The 14,511-nt window shown below is 50.0% G+C and carries 14 protein-coding genes and 2 tRNA genes; 8 read left to right on the plus strand and 8 right to left on the minus strand.

Annotation, left to right across the window (positions count from 1 at the left end; all coding sequences use genetic code 11):
- The first annotated feature begins 92 nt into the window (after positions 1-92).
- Positions 93-1,133, plus strand: coding sequence for a phosphoribosylformylglycinamidine cyclo-ligase (purM, locus tag BZG84_RS04715; RefSeq protein WP_077479430.1), 1,041 nt, complete (start codon positions 93-95; stop codon positions 1,131-1,133).
- Positions 1,133-1,786 (plus strand): phosphoribosylglycinamide formyltransferase, encoded by a 654-nt coding sequence (purN, locus tag BZG84_RS04720; RefSeq protein ID WP_077678004.1) that lies wholly within the window; start codon positions 1,133-1,135, stop codon positions 1,784-1,786. The genes purM and purN overlap by 1 nt, the downstream gene beginning before the upstream one ends.
- Positions 1,787-1,849: 63 nt before the next feature.
- Here the strand turns inward: purN and BZG84_RS04725 are convergent, their stop codons facing one another.
- Positions 1,850-2,644, minus strand: a complete 795-nt coding sequence (locus tag BZG84_RS04725) for a class II glutamine amidotransferase (RefSeq protein WP_077455557.1) — start codon at positions 2,642-2,644, stop codon at positions 1,850-1,852.
- Between the two features lie 21 nt (positions 2,645-2,665).
- Positions 2,666-3,244: a D-sedoheptulose 7-phosphate isomerase gene (gene lpcA / locus BZG84_RS04730; RefSeq protein ID WP_069587462.1), complete on the minus strand. Its 579-nt coding sequence runs from the start codon at positions 3,242-3,244 to the stop codon at positions 2,666-2,668.
- A gap of 317 nt (positions 3,245-3,561) precedes the next feature.
- Between lpcA and fadE the strand changes: the two genes are divergently transcribed.
- On the plus strand, positions 3,562-6,006 hold the full coding sequence (fadE, locus tag BZG84_RS04735) for an acyl-CoA dehydrogenase FadE (protein WP_077678005.1): 2,445 nt from the start codon (positions 3,562-3,564) through the stop codon (positions 6,004-6,006).
- A 74-nt stretch (positions 6,007-6,080) separates the two neighbouring features.
- On the opposite strand, the gene BZG84_RS04740 is transcribed toward fadE, so the two are convergent.
- Positions 6,081-7,385 (minus strand): TIGR03503 family protein, encoded by a 1,305-nt coding sequence (locus BZG84_RS04740; protein ID WP_077479433.1) that lies wholly within the window; start codon positions 7,383-7,385, stop codon positions 6,081-6,083.
- An 8-nt stretch (positions 7,386-7,393) separates the two neighbouring features.
- Positions 7,394-8,116, minus strand: coding sequence for a DNA polymerase III subunit epsilon (dnaQ, locus tag BZG84_RS04745; RefSeq protein WP_162274220.1), 723 nt, complete (start codon positions 8,114-8,116; stop codon positions 7,394-7,396).
- 51 nt (positions 8,117-8,167) lie between these two features.
- Between dnaQ and rnhA the strand changes: the two genes are divergently transcribed.
- Positions 8,168-8,632: a ribonuclease HI gene (rnhA, locus tag BZG84_RS04750; protein WP_077479435.1), complete on the plus strand. Its 465-nt coding sequence runs from the start codon at positions 8,168-8,170 to the stop codon at positions 8,630-8,632.
- A 7-nt stretch (positions 8,633-8,639) separates the two neighbouring features.
- On the opposite strand, the gene BZG84_RS04755 is transcribed toward rnhA, so the two are convergent.
- Positions 8,640-9,365, minus strand: a complete 726-nt coding sequence (locus BZG84_RS04755) for a methyltransferase domain-containing protein (RefSeq protein WP_077479436.1) — start codon at positions 9,363-9,365, stop codon at positions 8,640-8,642.
- 32 nt (positions 9,366-9,397) lie between these two features.
- Here BZG84_RS04755 and gloB point away from each other — a divergent pair, with 32 nt between their 5' ends.
- From gloB to BZG84_RS04770, 3 genes are all read left to right on the plus strand, one after another.
- The gene (gene gloB / locus BZG84_RS04760; protein ID WP_069587468.1) at positions 9,398-10,156 is read left to right on the plus strand and encodes a hydroxyacylglutathione hydrolase; all 759 of its coding nucleotides are present in this window, start codon (positions 9,398-9,400) and stop codon (positions 10,154-10,156) included.
- 70 nt (positions 10,157-10,226) lie between these two features.
- Positions 10,227-11,801, plus strand: coding sequence for a lytic transglycosylase (locus BZG84_RS04765; protein ID WP_077479437.1), 1,575 nt, complete (start codon positions 10,227-10,229; stop codon positions 11,799-11,801).
- Positions 11,798-12,487 carry a YIP1 family protein gene (locus tag BZG84_RS04770; RefSeq protein WP_077479438.1) on the plus strand — a complete coding sequence of 230 codons (690 nt, stop codon included), beginning with the start codon at positions 11,798-11,800 and terminating at the stop codon, positions 12,485-12,487. The genes BZG84_RS04765 and BZG84_RS04770 overlap by 4 nt, the downstream gene beginning before the upstream one ends.
- On the opposite strand, the gene BZG84_RS04775 is transcribed toward BZG84_RS04770, so the two are convergent.
- Complete coding sequence (locus BZG84_RS04775) at positions 12,480-13,322, minus strand: endonuclease/exonuclease/phosphatase family protein (RefSeq protein WP_077479439.1); 843 nt, start codon at positions 13,320-13,322, stop codon at positions 12,480-12,482. The genes BZG84_RS04770 and BZG84_RS04775 overlap by 8 nt on opposite strands.
- A gap of 186 nt (positions 13,323-13,508) precedes the next feature.
- Between BZG84_RS04775 and BZG84_RS04780 the strand changes: the two genes are divergently transcribed.
- Positions 13,509-13,904: a gamma-glutamylcyclotransferase family protein gene (locus tag BZG84_RS04780; protein ID WP_069587470.1), complete on the plus strand. Its 396-nt coding sequence runs from the start codon at positions 13,509-13,511 to the stop codon at positions 13,902-13,904.
- 266 nt (positions 13,905-14,170) lie between these two features.
- Here the strand turns inward: BZG84_RS04780 and BZG84_RS04785 are convergent.
- Together BZG84_RS04785 and BZG84_RS04790 are read right to left on the minus strand one after the other, a co-directional pair.
- Positions 14,171-14,247: transfer RNA gene (locus BZG84_RS04785), tRNA-Trp, on the minus strand.
- Positions 14,248-14,255: 8 nt separating this feature from the next.
- Positions 14,256-14,332: transfer RNA gene (locus tag BZG84_RS04790), tRNA-Asp, on the minus strand.
- Between the last annotated feature and the right edge of the window lie 179 nt (positions 14,333-14,511).

Raw genomic sequence — 14,511 nt, forward strand, 5'->3', positions numbered from 1 at the left:
CATCAAACAGCTGACGCAAACGTTTTCCTTTCTAATTATCTACTGATAGAATAGCGCCGACTTTTGACTTCCAACTCCGGCGAGGAATTGCAGTGAGCGGTAAACAATCATCTCTTAGCTACAAGGATGCAGGTGTCGATATTGATGCGGGTAACGCCCTAGTCGACCGTATCAAAGGCGTCGTCAAACAAACTCACCGTCCTGAAGTAATGGGCGGCTTGGGTGGGTTTGGTGCCCTGTGTCAGTTACCGACCAAGTATAAAGAACCCGTGCTGGTTTCCGGCACTGATGGGGTAGGAACCAAATTACGTTTAGCGCTTGATGCCAATAAGCACGATACGATCGGCATTGATTTGGTCGCTATGTGTGTGAACGATCTGATTGTTCAAGGGGCTGAACCACTCTTTTTCCTCGACTACTACGCGACCGGAAAATTAGATGTCGAGACAGCGGCCGATGTGGTCACAGGGATTGCGCATGGATGCCAACAAGCCGGTTGTGCCCTGATCGGTGGCGAAACCGCTGAAATGCCGGGCATGTACTCAGGGGATGATTATGATGTCGCTGGGTTTTGTGTCGGGGTCGCGGAAAAATCCGCATTAATTGATGGCAGTAAGGTCGGTGAAGGCGATGCTCTGATTGGTCTGGCTTCTAGCGGTCCTCACTCAAACGGCTACTCTCTGATCCGTAAGATCTTGGAAGTTAGCGAGGCTGATTTAACCATGCCACTCGAAGGCAAACCTTTGGTTGAGCACTTGCTAGCACCGACTCGCATCTACGTGAAGTCAGTACTCACTTTACTTGAGCAATACCCTGCCCACGCCATTTCTCATATCACCGGTGGCGGCTTCTGGGAAAACATTCCCCGCGTATTGCCTCAAGGTACAAAAGCCGTTATTGATAGAAATAGCTGGCAATGGCCAGCCATTTTTAACTGGTTGCAGGCACAAGGCAATGTCAGTGACTATGAAATGCTGCGCACCTTTAACTGTGGCGTCGGCTTAGTCATCGCGCTACCACAAGCACATGCCGAACAAGCGATTGCACTGCTTAATGAGTCAGGGGAAACCGCTTGGCAGTTGGGCCATATTGCAACAAGTGCTGACGGCGAAGCGCAAGTGGAGTTGGTGTAATGACAAAACGCATCGTGGTGTTGATCTCGGGAAGTGGCAGTAATCTTCAGGCCTTAATCGATAAGTGCCCGCAAAACGCAAAAATTGTTGGCGTGATTGCAAACAAGCCAGATGCCTACGGCCTAACCCGCGCGGATAATGCTGGGATCGAGACTCGCGTGCTCGAAAACTCGCGCTATGACACTCGCGACGCTTACGATCATGCGTTGGCAACCGCCATTGATGCGTTCGCTCCTGACTTGGTCGTTCTCGCCGGCTTTATGCGTATACTCACCCCAGCCTTTGTCGAGCACTACCAAGGACGAATGCTGAATATTCATCCGTCGTTGCTCCCCAAATACACGGGCTTACATACCCACCAGCGCGCGATTGAGGCGGGTGATACCGAGCATGGCACCTCAGTGCATTTTGTCACAGAAGAACTGGATGGTGGCCCGGTGATTTTACAAGCACGTGTCCCCATCTTTGCAGACGACGACGCCAATACCGTTGCCGCCCGGGTGCAACAACAAGAGCACCAGATTTATCCTTTGGTTGTTCGCTGGTTTGTCGAAGAGCGCTTACGCATGGAAGCTGGCCAAGCTTGGCTCGACGGCGCGCCGTTGGGCCCTGCTGGCTATGCCGCTGATGAATATGACGACCTAAAAGCCTAGTGTGATTCGCCCTGATCAAAAAAGGCGCCTGATGGCGCCTTTTCTATGCTGGCAAAACCGCAATCAGGTCGTTGCATACTGATCTTGATTGGTGCAATACACTTCACCAAAATGGAAGACGCAGTACTCCCCTTCTGCCATTTTGTGCCAGTTTTCATTATTGGTTAGCGGCTGAGTCGCGATCACAGTGACGACATCATTGGGCGTAGTCTCCTCATGAAAATCAACCGTCATTTCCTGATCGATCAAGCTCGCTTTACCAAACGGGGCCCGCCGTGTAATCCAGTGCAAGTTATTACTGCAATACGCCATCACATAGTCACCATCGCTAAACAGCATGTTGTACACTCCAAGTGCACGTAACCGATCGCAACGCGAGGCGATAAAGTCGAACACCTCACACATGTTATCGGGTTGCTGTGGGTAGTGCTTGTATAGCTCATTGAGCAGCCAACAGAAGGCTTTTTCGCTGTCGGTTTCTCCCACAGGCTTAAAGTGGCCCGTTTCTAAGCTTTCAAACCCAGATAGCTGACCATTGTGGGCAAACGTCCAATAACGTCCCCAAATTTCGCGAGTAAAAGGATGCGTGTTTTCAAGGCTGACGCCACCTCGATTAGCCTGACGAATATGACTGACTACCGCACAGCTTTTGATCGGATAACTGGTTACCAGCTCAGCCACTTTAGATTGGCAGCTTGGGGCGGGATCTTTAAAAGTGCGAAACCCTTTCCCTTCGTAAAAGGTAATGCCCCAGCCATCTCGATGCGGTCCTGTTTTTCCACCGCGCTGAATAAGCCCAGTAAAACTAAAACAGATATCCGTCGGCACATTGGCACTCATGCCAAGCAGTTCACACATTCTTTCATCTACCTCCGAGCATTATGCCGCCATTTCCTTTTCCACCAGCTGGATAAGGATATGGATAATCTTAATATGAACTTCTTGAATACGATCTGCATAGCCAAAATGAGGGACACGAATTTCGATATCCGCAAGACCAGCCATTTTGCCGCCGTCTTTTCCAGTCAGCATGATGGACTTCATGCCTTTCGCTTTCGCCGCATCGATCGCGTTAAGAATGTTGCCTGAGTTTCCTGAGGTAGACAGACCAAAGAGGACGTCGCCTTTCATGCCGACGGCTTCAACATAGCGTGAAAAAACAAACTCATAGCCAAAGTCGTTGGAAACACAAGAAAGGTGGCTTGGATCAGAAATCGCAATCGCAGGATATCCCGGACGGTTTTCACGATAACGGCCCGTTAACTCCTCGGCAAAATGCATGGCATCACAGTGCGAGCCACCGTTCCCACACGAAAGCACCTTGCCACCCGCTTTGAAGCTATCGGCCAATAGCTTGGCAGCTTCTTCAATTTGTTGAATGTTTTTGTCGTCACTTAAAAAGGCATTCAGAACAGTAGCGGCTTCCGACAGCTCACCGCGAATAATATCTTGGTACATGGCATGTTCCCATCGTTGAAAAAGGCCAGGCTCTCACTCTGTGCACCGGGGGGGTGAGAGCGGATTTAAGGTCAGTGTAACCGTATCGTTTTGTGCCTGTCGACTGCCGCTTGCGTGTTGGTCTCGAGCTAGGTCACGTTTGTTCAAATGGCAACCTATCTTTCCAACTTTGGCGAAGAATGATTGATGATTTTCTCACCTTGCAAGCCACATCACACCGTATCAATTTACAAATATTTAAATTTTTGCTTACATTAAGTGGTACGACCTCTTACCTCACTTGAGGGGAGGCTAACTAAACCGAAGGAGATGACGTGATGGCGACAGGGTTATTTATCGCTGCCATGCTAATTGTGGCAGGCGTACTCGCATACCATCGTGCCAATTTGCTGGTTTCAACAGCTGTATTGGCTGCGGGACTAGTAGTAGGGACTTTACTGGGTAGTGTCGGACAGATCACTTGGCTGATCTTTGCCGTAATCGCACTGCCACTTAATATCGCGACATTCCGTCGCAACTGGATCAGTAAGCCAGCGTTTAAAGCGTTTAAATCTGTGATGCCAGAAATGTCAGCCACAGAAAAAGAAGCTATCGACGCAGGCACAGTATGGTGGGAAGCCGATCTTTTCCGTGGCACGCCTGACTGGAACAAATTGCATGATATCCCAGCACCACGTTTAAGTGCCGAGGAGCAGGCGTTCTTGGATGGTCCTGTGAATGAAGTCTGCCGTATGGTTGATGACTATCAAGTCACCCACGAGCTAGCAGATTTACCACCAGAGGTATGGCAATACCTGAAGGACAACAAGTTCTTCGCCATGATCATCAAAAAACAATATGGTGGCCTCGAGTTCTCCGCTTACGCCCAGTCTTTGGTGTTACAAAAACTGTCTGGCGTGTCAGGCGTACTGTCATCTACGGTCGGGGTCCCTAACTCCCTCGGTCCGGGTGAGCTGTTGCAGCACTACGGCACCAAAGAGCAAAAAGACCACTACTTACCGCGCCTTGCTGAGGGTAAAGAAATTCCATGCTTTGCCTTAACCAGCCCAGAGGCAGGCTCCGATGCGGGCTCGATCCCTGACTACGGAGTAGTCACAAAAGGGATGTGGGAAGGCAAAGAAGTGCTGGGGATGAAAATCACCTGGAACAAACGCTACATCACCCTAGCCCCTGTCGCTACCGTACTCGGTCTCGCGTTTAAACTTCGCGATCCTGACCATCTACTTGGTGATCAAGATGAGCTCGGTATTACCTGTGCACTGATCCCGACCGATTTAGAAGGTGTCGATATCGGCCGTCGTCACTTCCCTCTGAACGTTCCATTCCAAAATGGACCGACACAGGGACATGACGTCTTCGTTCCAATGGACTTTATCATTGGTGGCCAGAAAATGGCGGGCCAAGGTTGGCGTATGCTGATGGAATGTCTGTCGATTGGTCGCGGTATCACCCTGCCATCGAACACCACAGGCGGCCTGAAGTCAGCAGCCTTGGCAACCGGTGCTTATGCGCGTATTCGTCGTCAGTTCAAATTGCCGATCGGTAAAATGGAAGGGATTGAAGAGCCTCTAGCGCGTATCGCAGGCAATGCTTACGTGATGGACGCCGCCAGTGCCCTGACCGTGACCGGGATTGACTTGGGAGAAAAACCGTCGGTGATCTCCGCCATCGTCAAATATCACTGTACGCATCGTAGTCAACAAGGTGTGATTGATGCGATGGATGTTGTGGGCGGTAAAGGTATCTGCCTTGGTCCTAAAAACTTCTTAGGACGCAACTATCAAGGCTCACCCATCGCAATAACCGTTGAAGGTGCGAACATTTTGACGCGTTCGATGATCATCTTCGGTCAAGGGGCGATCCGCTGTCATCCATTTGTCTTGGATGAAATTCGTGCCAGCGAAGATACCGATTCACAACGTGCATTAAGTGCCTTTGATCGCGCACTGTTTGGTCACGTTGGCTTTGTGATGAGTAACCTTGCTCGCACATTGTGGCTGGGCCTGACCGATGGCCGCTTCTCGAAAACACCACGTAAAGACGAAACACGCCGTTACTACCAGCAAATGAACCGCTACAGTGCGGCATTAGCGCTGCTGGCTGACGTTTCAATGGCGGTTCTCGGGGGTAATTTGAAGCGTAAAGAGCGTCTGTCTGCGCGTCTGGGTGATGTGCTTAGTCAGCTTTATCTTGCCTCTGCAACCATGAAACGTTACGCCGATGAGGGCTATCAGAAAGACGATCTGCCATTGGTTCATTGGGGTATGCAAGATGCCATGTACCAAACTGAGCAAGCGCTGGATGAGTTCCTTGCCAACTTCCCAAATCGTATGATTGCAGGATTGGTACGTGCCCTCGTGTTCCCATTAGGTAAAGGTCGCCGCAAACCAAGTGATCGCTTAGACGGAAAGCTTGCGGTGATTTTGCAATCGCCAAGTGCAACACGTGATCGCATTGGCCGAGGACAATTCTTCGAGCCTGGTAACGCCATTGGGAATATCGAAAAAGCGCTTCACGACATTCTCACTGCAGAGCCGATTCACAAAAAAGTTTGTGACGGTATCGGCGAGAAACTGCCATTTATGTTCTTAGATCAAGTGGCACAGAAAGGTCTGGATGCGGGCGTGATCAGCGAACAAGAAGCACAGCTGCTCCGTGACGCCGAAGTGGGTCGACTAGAAACCATCAATGTTGACGACTTCGATCCTGCAGAGCTTCCTGCTGCATCGACCAAAGTGGGAAAGATGCATGATGCAGCTTAATGATTCTCGTTAAGCTGCCCAAATAAAAAGAGAAGGCAATTGCCTTCTCTTTTTTTATTCTTTACTTCCCTTTTTTATTCTTTATCCGGTTTATCCATGTCCAACTCATCGCCCATTTCTTCGTGCGTGTCTTCATCGGGTGGCGGCGCTTCCAATTCTTGAGCTGCTTCAGCGAGCTTACGGGCTTTGCGCTTTTTCAGCACAAACCAAACCGCCGCCACGAGCAGAACAATCAATAGATTCCCTACACCGATAATCAGCAAAGATGTCGTGCGGGCCTTTTCTTTCTCTCGCTCACGGCGCCGCTCTTCTGCTGCCGCTTGCAATTCACGCTCACGCGCCAACCGCTCGGCTTCTGCTTGTTCAAGCGCTTCATAATCGGTCACCGCAAACGTCTGCTCAGGTAAACTAAAAACCAGCGGCCGACCTGACAGTAAATCCGTCGCATAAAGCATACTGCTCCATTTGTACTGGCCCGGCGTGGATGCATACGGGATGTCCAATGTCATCGTCATGGATTTATCATCGTTCGATGTTTGGTAAACCGTAGTCTTCCCTTCCGTGTCGATGAATTTGGCATGCACCGATATGCTACCCGGCTCAATACTGGCTTCCTCGGCCTGAATAACCAGCTTGTGTGGCTCATCATCAATTTGACTTTGTTTAAACGTCGCCATCAATGGCGTTGGATACACCAGTACTTCTTGCTCTAAGGTGCGGAAAAAAATGCCATTGCCTGACGTCACTCGCGCTCGGTATTTACCGGGCATCACATTCACCGGCAGTGCGACGGTGAAGATACCATCGTTGGGCTTTTCGTCTAAGCCCGTCCCATCGTCACTAAAATGCCCGAGTGAGCGCGGCTGAGGGCGCTGATCAGGGTTGAGCGATTCAGGATCTTCGACGTACTCGGTAAAGGTGACATTCAAATCAACGCGCTCGATGAAATCGCGCAGGATGAGAGGCTCATCGCCAAGTTTTAATCGCGCCGTGAATTTCACCGTTTCCCCCTGATACAAACGCGGAGGAAGATCATCAACCTGCATACGCAGGTCGCTCAGCACTTTTACTTTGTTATCAGGGCTAACTCGGCCAATCGCTTGCCACGGACCGGGCATGGGATCAGTAATGGAAACGATGTCCATGTCCGATTCTTGGTGCCAGGAAACTTTATCCGGATGTCGCCAAGCGTAGTACTTAGTGCCGTCGGGGCGCACCAGGACCACAGGGACACTGGGGTCTTCTCGGTAAATCACGAACGCGGCACGCTCAATGGTAGGATCAACCCGAAAGCGGTTTTCCAGCAGACGTATTTCTTGCTCATTGGCTTGCGCCAATAATGGGATACAAAGACAGGCAGTCCACCACCGCTTTTTCATGTGCTCTCCTACTGTCGCCAAAGACAGCTACCATTTTGCTCAATAAAATCTAAACGCGCTTCGTGTGCACTTAGTTCATCGGCGGACGCGGGGATAATCTTTAGCGGTTTCTGACGTTTGACCGAACGCGGCGCCATCGGGCTCGCATTGTCCGTGTCAGTTCCTGCGTTAAAAGACAAGCTGGTTTGCCCGCCCGTCATCAGTAAGTAAACGTCGGCTAAGATCTCGGCATCAAGTAATGCCCCGTGCAACGTGCGGCGAGAATTATCAATACCATAGCGCTCACATAAAATATCCAAGTTATTGCGCTTACCTGGGAAGATTTTCTTCGCCATGGCAAGGGTATCGGTAATCGAACAGATCTCGCTCGTCTTTAACGCCACCCCCAGGTTTTTAAACTCGTAGTCCATGAAACCGACGTCAAAGGGTGCATTGTGGGCAATTAGCTCTGCCCCTTCTACAAAGGATACAAATGCCTCATGCACATCGGCGTATGTCGGTTTGTCGGCGAGAAAAGCATCCGTGATACCGTGTACCTCAATGGCTTCAGGATCAATCGCACGTGTCGGTTTAATGTAGGCATGAAAGTGCCGACCGGTTAGCTTACGATTGATAATTTCAACCGCGCCGATTTCGATAATGTTGTGTCCCTGATAATGAGGGCCACCTTCGCGGTTCATACCTGTGGTTTCGGTATCAAGAACAACAAGGCGATCGTAATTCGCTTTCATGGCAATACTTATGTCAAACTTGGCAGATTCTAATATCCGATAGTACCAAAGATGACCAAGCAGGTAGAAATTTTCACAGACGGTTCATGCCTCGGTAACCCAGGTCCCGGTGGTTACGGTGTGGTGATGCGTTATAAACAGCACGAAAAAAACTTGAGCGCCGGTTATACCCTCACAACGAACAACCGTATGGAGCTCATGGCGGCTATCGTCGGACTGAACGCTCTTACCTCTTCATGCGAGGTCGTGCTTACCACAGACAGCCAATACGTACGCCAAGGGATCACACAATGGATCCATAACTGGAAAAAACGTCAGTGGAAAACGGCGGATAAAAAGCCTGTGAAAAACGCTGATTTATGGCAGCAACTCGATGTAGCGGCTGCCAAGCATACGGTGACGTGGAACTGGGTAAAAGGCCACGCTGGTCACCCAGAAAACGAACGCTGTGATGAATTAGCCCGAGAGGCAGCCAATCACCCTACTCTGGTTGATGAAGGGTATCAGCCTCAATAAGCACGTTTTATCCACCGTTTGGCACCACCCCACCTAAAGGCGCAACGGCTTTTTTCAGTTTCCAGCGTGGTTTGATGGGTTTTAACGGGTAGCTGCGTTTACGAGCGATAATAAAGTAGACGCAGCCGACCAGGGGCGTGAATTCAGCAAAGCTGCTTTCTACCCAAGCGTGTCTCGCCTTGGGCTGTTTCGTTGGCCACAAACCAAAGTGCGTTGCAGTGGTCACCTCATAATTCATCACACTTAGCCAATCGCGGATCCTCAGTGGAGAAAACATACGTCCACTCCATGGCAGTCGCTGGCCGCGTCCCCGCAATACACGCTTGATTCCCATCACGCTGGTCGGGTTGACGCCGGATAAAATAAGATATCCATCGTCAATCATCACGCGATCCACCTCACGCAGCAGCCGGTGAGGATCATCGCTATAGTCGAGCTGATGAGCCAGTAAGCACGCATCAAACGATTTTTCGATGAAGGGAAGCGCATAATGCTCTGCGGTTAAGTTGCGCATTGGATTACGTTTATCCACACAGACTTGGTGTTGAATGTTACACTGTTGGCTGACCAGTTCGCAGCTTAGCCCGCCGAGCTTCAGTAAATGGTAGCCAAACAGGTTAGGCAAGCATTCATCTAAACGCGTTTGTAACTGCGCTCGTGTCCAATCCCCATACGCAACTTGGTCCCACGTATAGGGGTAATCATAGTGATAATCGATGCGCGCTGGTTTCATGGTCAAGGCTCATTCTATTGCTGGAGAACCCAATGCTCAGTGTCAAAAGCATACCTGCATTTAACGATAATTACATATGGCTCATTATTAGTGAAGATAACCGTTGTGCGGTGGTCGATCCGGGTGAAGCACATCAAGTTATCGACTACATTCAGGCACATGAGTTGACCTTATCCTGCATTTTAATCACACACCATCACTGGGATCACACCAATGGCATTGAAGATTTAGTACGCTTTGCGCCAAGTGCTGCGGTGATCGGTCCCGATGTAAAGCCTATCCCTCGGCTTACGATGGCAGTGAAAGACGGTGACCAGATCGATGTGTTTGATCACCGTTTTCTGGTGGTGGGCGTAGAAGGCCATACCGAGGATCATATCGCGTTTGTCGGCGATGGTAAGCTATTCTGCGGTGATGCTCTATTTTCAGCAGGATGCGGCCGCTTACTCGGTGGCACCGCAGAACAAGCCGTTAACTCATTGAAAAAGCTTGCATCCTTACCCATCGAAACTCAGGTTTTTTGTGCGCATGAATACACCGCGGCTAACGTCGCTTTTGCATTAACCGTTGAACCGGAAAATGATGCGCTACATTTGTATAGAGAAGAAGTAAATAGGTTGCGTGCGCAGCAAAAACAGACTCTACCGAGTACCATTGAGCGCGAACGGCGCATAAACCCATTTTTACGAACGAGCGAACCGACTGTGATTCAAGCGGTGAGTGGCCGAGCCACTGATGACAGTGAGCTAGAAGTATTCAGGGCGCTGCGGCAGTGGAAGGACGAATTTTGAGCTGAGTCTCTTGTCATCAATAGAGCCAGCCCCTATTATCATCGGCTATTTTGGACGAAGGTTTTATGCAATGAAGTACCGTTTTGTTATCTTGAGCACCCTGTTGCTGAGCGGCTGTCAGCTGACAGGTGATGCTCAGAATACGGATATCGCAACAAAAAAGACCCCAGTCGCGGCTACTCCGGTTAAAGCAACACCGACCGTTTCCGCGACCAAGAAACAACCGACCCCAGCGACACCAACGGTACTTTCACCGCAAATGCAGGAGGATGTGTGGCAACGAATCAGCATGCAGCTGTCACTGCCCGTCCCTAATAACAGCGCTATCCGCCAGTACCGCAATTGGTACCTGAAATATCCAAACCATATTGCCACCGTCGCGGAACGTGCCACTCCTTTCTTGCACTTAATTGTTGAGAAAGTGGAAGCGCGCAATATGCCACTTGAGATCGCATTGCTACCTATCGTCGAAAGCTCGTTTGATCAATTTGCTTACTCTCACGGTCGTGCCGCTGGCTTATGGCAGTTTGTACCAGCAACCGGTGAACGCTTCGGACTGGAGCAAAATTGGTGGTATGACGGTCGTCGTGATGTGGCAAAAGCCACCGATGCTGCCTTGGACTACTTGGAATACCTCAACGGTATGTTTGAAGGTAATTGGCTTCATGCTATTGCCGCCTACAATTCCGGTGAAGGCCGCGTTGCTCGTGCGATTCGTAATAATGAAAAGCGGGGCAAGCCAACCGACTTTTGGCATCTCGATTTACCCAAAGAAACCAGCAGCTACGTCCCCAAACTGATTGCACTGGGCGACGTCATTCGTCACAAAGACAAATATGGCCTTGAGGTTCCCGCCATCGCGAACAAACCCGCATTGGCATTGGTTGAACCCAACATCCAAATGGATTTAGCTCTGGCAGCCAACTATGCTGGCCTGAGCGTGTCAGAGTTACAAAGCCTTAACCCGGCTTACAACCACTGGGCAACCGCGCCTTCCGGTCCTACCCATTTGCTACTTCCTATCGATAAGGTCGATCGTTTCAACACCGAACTGGCGAAGAATAATAACCAAGGGCTACGCGTGGAGCGTTATTACGTCCAATCGGGCGATAGCCTGAGTGAAATTGCCGCCCACTACAATACGACGGTCAAGGTACTACAGCGCGCTAACCAACTGAATACCACGCGTATTCGCGTCGGTCAGCCTCTGATGATCCCAGTCTCATTGAAAGACGAATCTCAATACACCTTAAGCGCCCCACAGCGCCTTGCCGCGTTACAAGCCGCTGAACGCGACGGTTACAAACGTACCCATACTGTGCGCAAAGGGGATAGCTTCTGGACAATTGCTCGCCGTTATGACGTTGACTACCAGCAACTGGCAAAGTGGAATGGCATGAGCCCTAGAGATACCTTGAGTATTGGGCAAAAGCTGGTCGTTTGGGATAAAAACGATAACGCAAAACGTGTTCGTACCATCACTTATCAGATTCGCCAAGGCGACTCTCTAAGCAGCATTGCGCAGCGTTACAATGTGTCCGTGTCTGATCTGGTCAAATGGAATCAGCTACGCAAGAACGCCTATATTCAGCCGGGTCAGCGTCTTACCCTGCATATTGATATCTCGCGGAGTAGCGGCTCATGATGGTAGCGTCCTCCAACCCTTTGTTCGCCTTGCGTGATATTGTCATCCGGCCGAGTGCCTGCTTTGCCGCATTGAGCCAGCGTCCTGCATGGGCGTGGCTGGCGTACTTATTACTGTGCTTTAGCTCAATGGCGTTTTGGAACGCCTACTTCGACCACACTGATCTAGCTACCCTTCAGCGCGTGTTAACTCAAACACTCTCTATGTCCGAAGGCGATGCCCAGCAATGGTTGGAACGTGAGACCCTATTGGCGTCAGAGGTGCTAGGAGACTGGTTTGGACGCGCAGCGGTCATCTTCGCGCTGGCACTTTGGTTCCGTCTTGCCACTAAACAAGAAGCACCAACTTTTGGCTACCGACATTGGCTTGCAGCAACCAGCTTTATCCTACTGCCCGCCATCGTGGGTGATCTGGCTAGCTATACCAATATGATGTTGTCACCGAGTTTCATTCTACCTGCCCACGCAGATCTCAACAGCCTTAACGGGCTGTTAAAATTGCCGATGACGTCAGATTGGAGTGCTTGGGCGGCGAGCCTACCCATTCTTCTTCCTTGGTATTGGGTGCTCAGTATTACCGTCTTGGCCCTCTGGACGCCGCTTGAACAAGGTAAAGCGATTGTGGTTGCCACCCTGCCTTGGTTTGCCGTCTTTGGGGGATGGGCCCTGATGATTGCCGTTAGCTAATCACCTTCAACTGCGCCTCCATCGGAGTATGATCGGAGGCGCCGTTATCCAACGCTTTTGCGCCTTCCACCACTAACCCTCTATAAAAAACATGATCCAACGGCAAGCCAAATTTCGTGATCCGCTCATCCGGGCTAAACGCCATTTCCTGAAGCGATAATCTAGAGACCATTGCCCTTACCGCCTCTAAACGACGCTGAGACCAAGTATTGAAGTCCCCAGCGAGAATAATCGGCCCTTCAACCTGCGCGAGCACTTTTTCTAACGCCGCCAGCTGTTTCTTATACGCTGACATGGCGTACGTAAAGTTAATGCTATGAATATTTACCACTGCCAGTCGCTGACCATTAGACAGTTGATATTCGCTGTACAAAGCACTTTTCGGCAGCCTTAGATAAGGTTCAACGGCGATATATGCACAGCTATGCATAGGATTAACCTGAGACAAATTCATCACCCCAGCCACAGCATCTTGCATAGCAAACGCATAAGCCTGATCGTAGTGAAGTGACGCTTGGTTTATCCAGCGAGAAAGCTGAGGACCAAAACTGGCTTCTTGCAATAACATTAACCGGTGAGGGTCACGGTATTGACTCAGCGCCGTCTCCCAATGAGGACGTTGCTGTTTATAAATATTCCACACCAATAATGAAAAATGCCCGTCTTCATCCAATGGAGAAGCATGAATATAATCAACACATTGCCGATGAATACCTGAGACGGTATGCAACTGGGTACTATCTGGCACGGTAAAATAGCCATTTACACCCACCACAGCGGCCGGCACTAGAATCGCTGTGCCCCACGCCATCGCTTTACCAATTCGCCGTTTCATCACGTCTACCACTTTTGATTACTCAGCCACTGTGAGTATAACCTGCCATCAGTTCGGGCGCCGATTTTGCGCGTCTTGCGGTTAAAATACAAGCAAAGATCTCACTTTATGACTTGCCGATAATCGAGCCCCAGAGATAGGATGTGAAAGCAATAATAACAATATACATTCAAGGAGCGACGCCACATGCTCAATAACCTATTTGTGTATGGCACCCTGTGTCCGGGGGAACGGAATCATTATTTACTTGCTGATGTTCAAGGAGACTGGTATCCCGCTACATTGCAAGCAGTACGCACGGATCGTGGATGGGGATCGGCAAAAGGCTATCCAGGGATTGAACTCAGTGACAATCCCGACGATATCGTGCACGGTTGGTTGCTAAAAGCAAAAGACCTCACGGCGACCATCCCCCAATTAGATGAATTCGAAGGAGCGGGCTATCAACGCGTTATTGTAGAAATTCGTTATCAACCAAATATGGATATGGTACAGACCACGACCGCCTTCACTTATGAGCTCTGCTTTAGTCATCAGCCAGAAGAAGCAGGCCCAAGCCAGTTTGTCGCCAAAAACTATTAGCGCTGTCAGACAGTCAAAAGCACCGACAAGCGTCAGTGCTTTTTGAGTAGCAGAGATAGATGGGTTCGACCGGTAATATTGAGGTCAAAAAAAGCACCGACAAATGTCGRTGCTTTTTAGATGGCAGGGGTGGAGGGATTCGACCGGGCTGGCGTTCCAGCRCCCAACACGCGGTTTCGATGACACACCCAAAACTATCCATCAGTTAGTTTATCAGTAGTATTGAGATCAAAAAAAAGCACCGACAAATGTCGGTGCTTTTTAGATGGCAGGGGTGGAGGGATTCGAACCCCCAACACGCGGATTTGGAATCCGCTGCTCTGCCAATTGGAGCTACACCCCTATAAATAGTGGCGGAGTGGACGGGACTCGAACCCGCGACCCCCGGCGTGACAGGCCGGTATTCTAACCAACTGAACTACCACTCCGCACCAATTCTGTCTCATCAAAGTCTTACGCATATCCGCTTTGATGCTTAAATTTTTGCTAACTAAAGCCCAACATTAAGCTCTAATTAGATTATCTTGTTTGATGCGATGAGGATGTTGAATCGAGACGCGCAGTGTATGCCAATACATGAGCATCGCAGATATCAACAGCATCGAGC

This window comes from Salinivibrio sp. PR932 (assembly GCF_001996125.1).
In the GTDB taxonomy this organism is placed as follows: Bacteria; Pseudomonadota; Gammaproteobacteria; order Enterobacterales; family Vibrionaceae; genus Salinivibrio; species Salinivibrio proteolyticus.

Bases quoted from the DNA above. Each gene is read 5' to 3' on its own strand.
- purN (WP_077678004.1), top strand. From the start codon at position 1,133: ATGACAAAACGCATCGTGGTGTTGATCTCGGGAAGTGGCAGTAATCTT.
- BZG84_RS04725 (WP_077455557.1), bottom strand. From the start codon at position 2,644: ATGTGTGAACTGCTTGGCATGAGTGCCAATGTGCCGACGGATATCTGT.
- lpcA (WP_069587462.1), bottom strand. From the start codon at position 3,244: ATGTACCAAGATATTATTCGCGGTGAGCTGTCGGAAGCCGCTACTGTT.
- fadE (WP_077678005.1), top strand. From the start codon at position 3,562: ATGGCGACAGGGTTATTTATCGCTGCCATGCTAATTGTGGCAGGCGTA.
- BZG84_RS04740 (WP_077479433.1), bottom strand. From the start codon at position 7,385: ATGAAAAAGCGGTGGTGGACTGCCTGTCTTTGTATCCCATTATTGGCG.
- dnaQ (WP_162274220.1), bottom strand. From the start codon at position 8,116: ATGAAAGCGAATTACGATCGCCTTGTTGTTCTTGATACCGAAACCACA.
- rnhA (WP_077479435.1), top strand. From the start codon at position 8,168: ATGACCAAGCAGGTAGAAATTTTCACAGACGGTTCATGCCTCGGTAAC.
- BZG84_RS04755 (WP_077479436.1), bottom strand. From the start codon at position 9,365: ATGAAACCAGCGCGCATCGATTATCACTATGATTACCCCTATACGTGG.
- gloB (WP_069587468.1), top strand. From the start codon at position 9,398: ATGCTCAGTGTCAAAAGCATACCTGCATTTAACGATAATTACATATGG.
- BZG84_RS04765 (WP_077479437.1), top strand. From the start codon at position 10,227: ATGAAGTACCGTTTTGTTATCTTGAGCACCCTGTTGCTGAGCGGCTGT.
- BZG84_RS04770 (WP_077479438.1), top strand. From the start codon at position 11,798: ATGATGGTAGCGTCCTCCAACCCTTTGTTCGCCTTGCGTGATATTGTC.
- BZG84_RS04775 (WP_077479439.1), bottom strand. From the start codon at position 13,322: ATGAAACGGCGAATTGGTAAAGCGATGGCGTGGGGCACAGCGATTCTA.
- BZG84_RS04780 (WP_069587470.1), top strand. From the start codon at position 13,509: ATGCTCAATAACCTATTTGTGTATGGCACCCTGTGTCCGGGGGAACGG.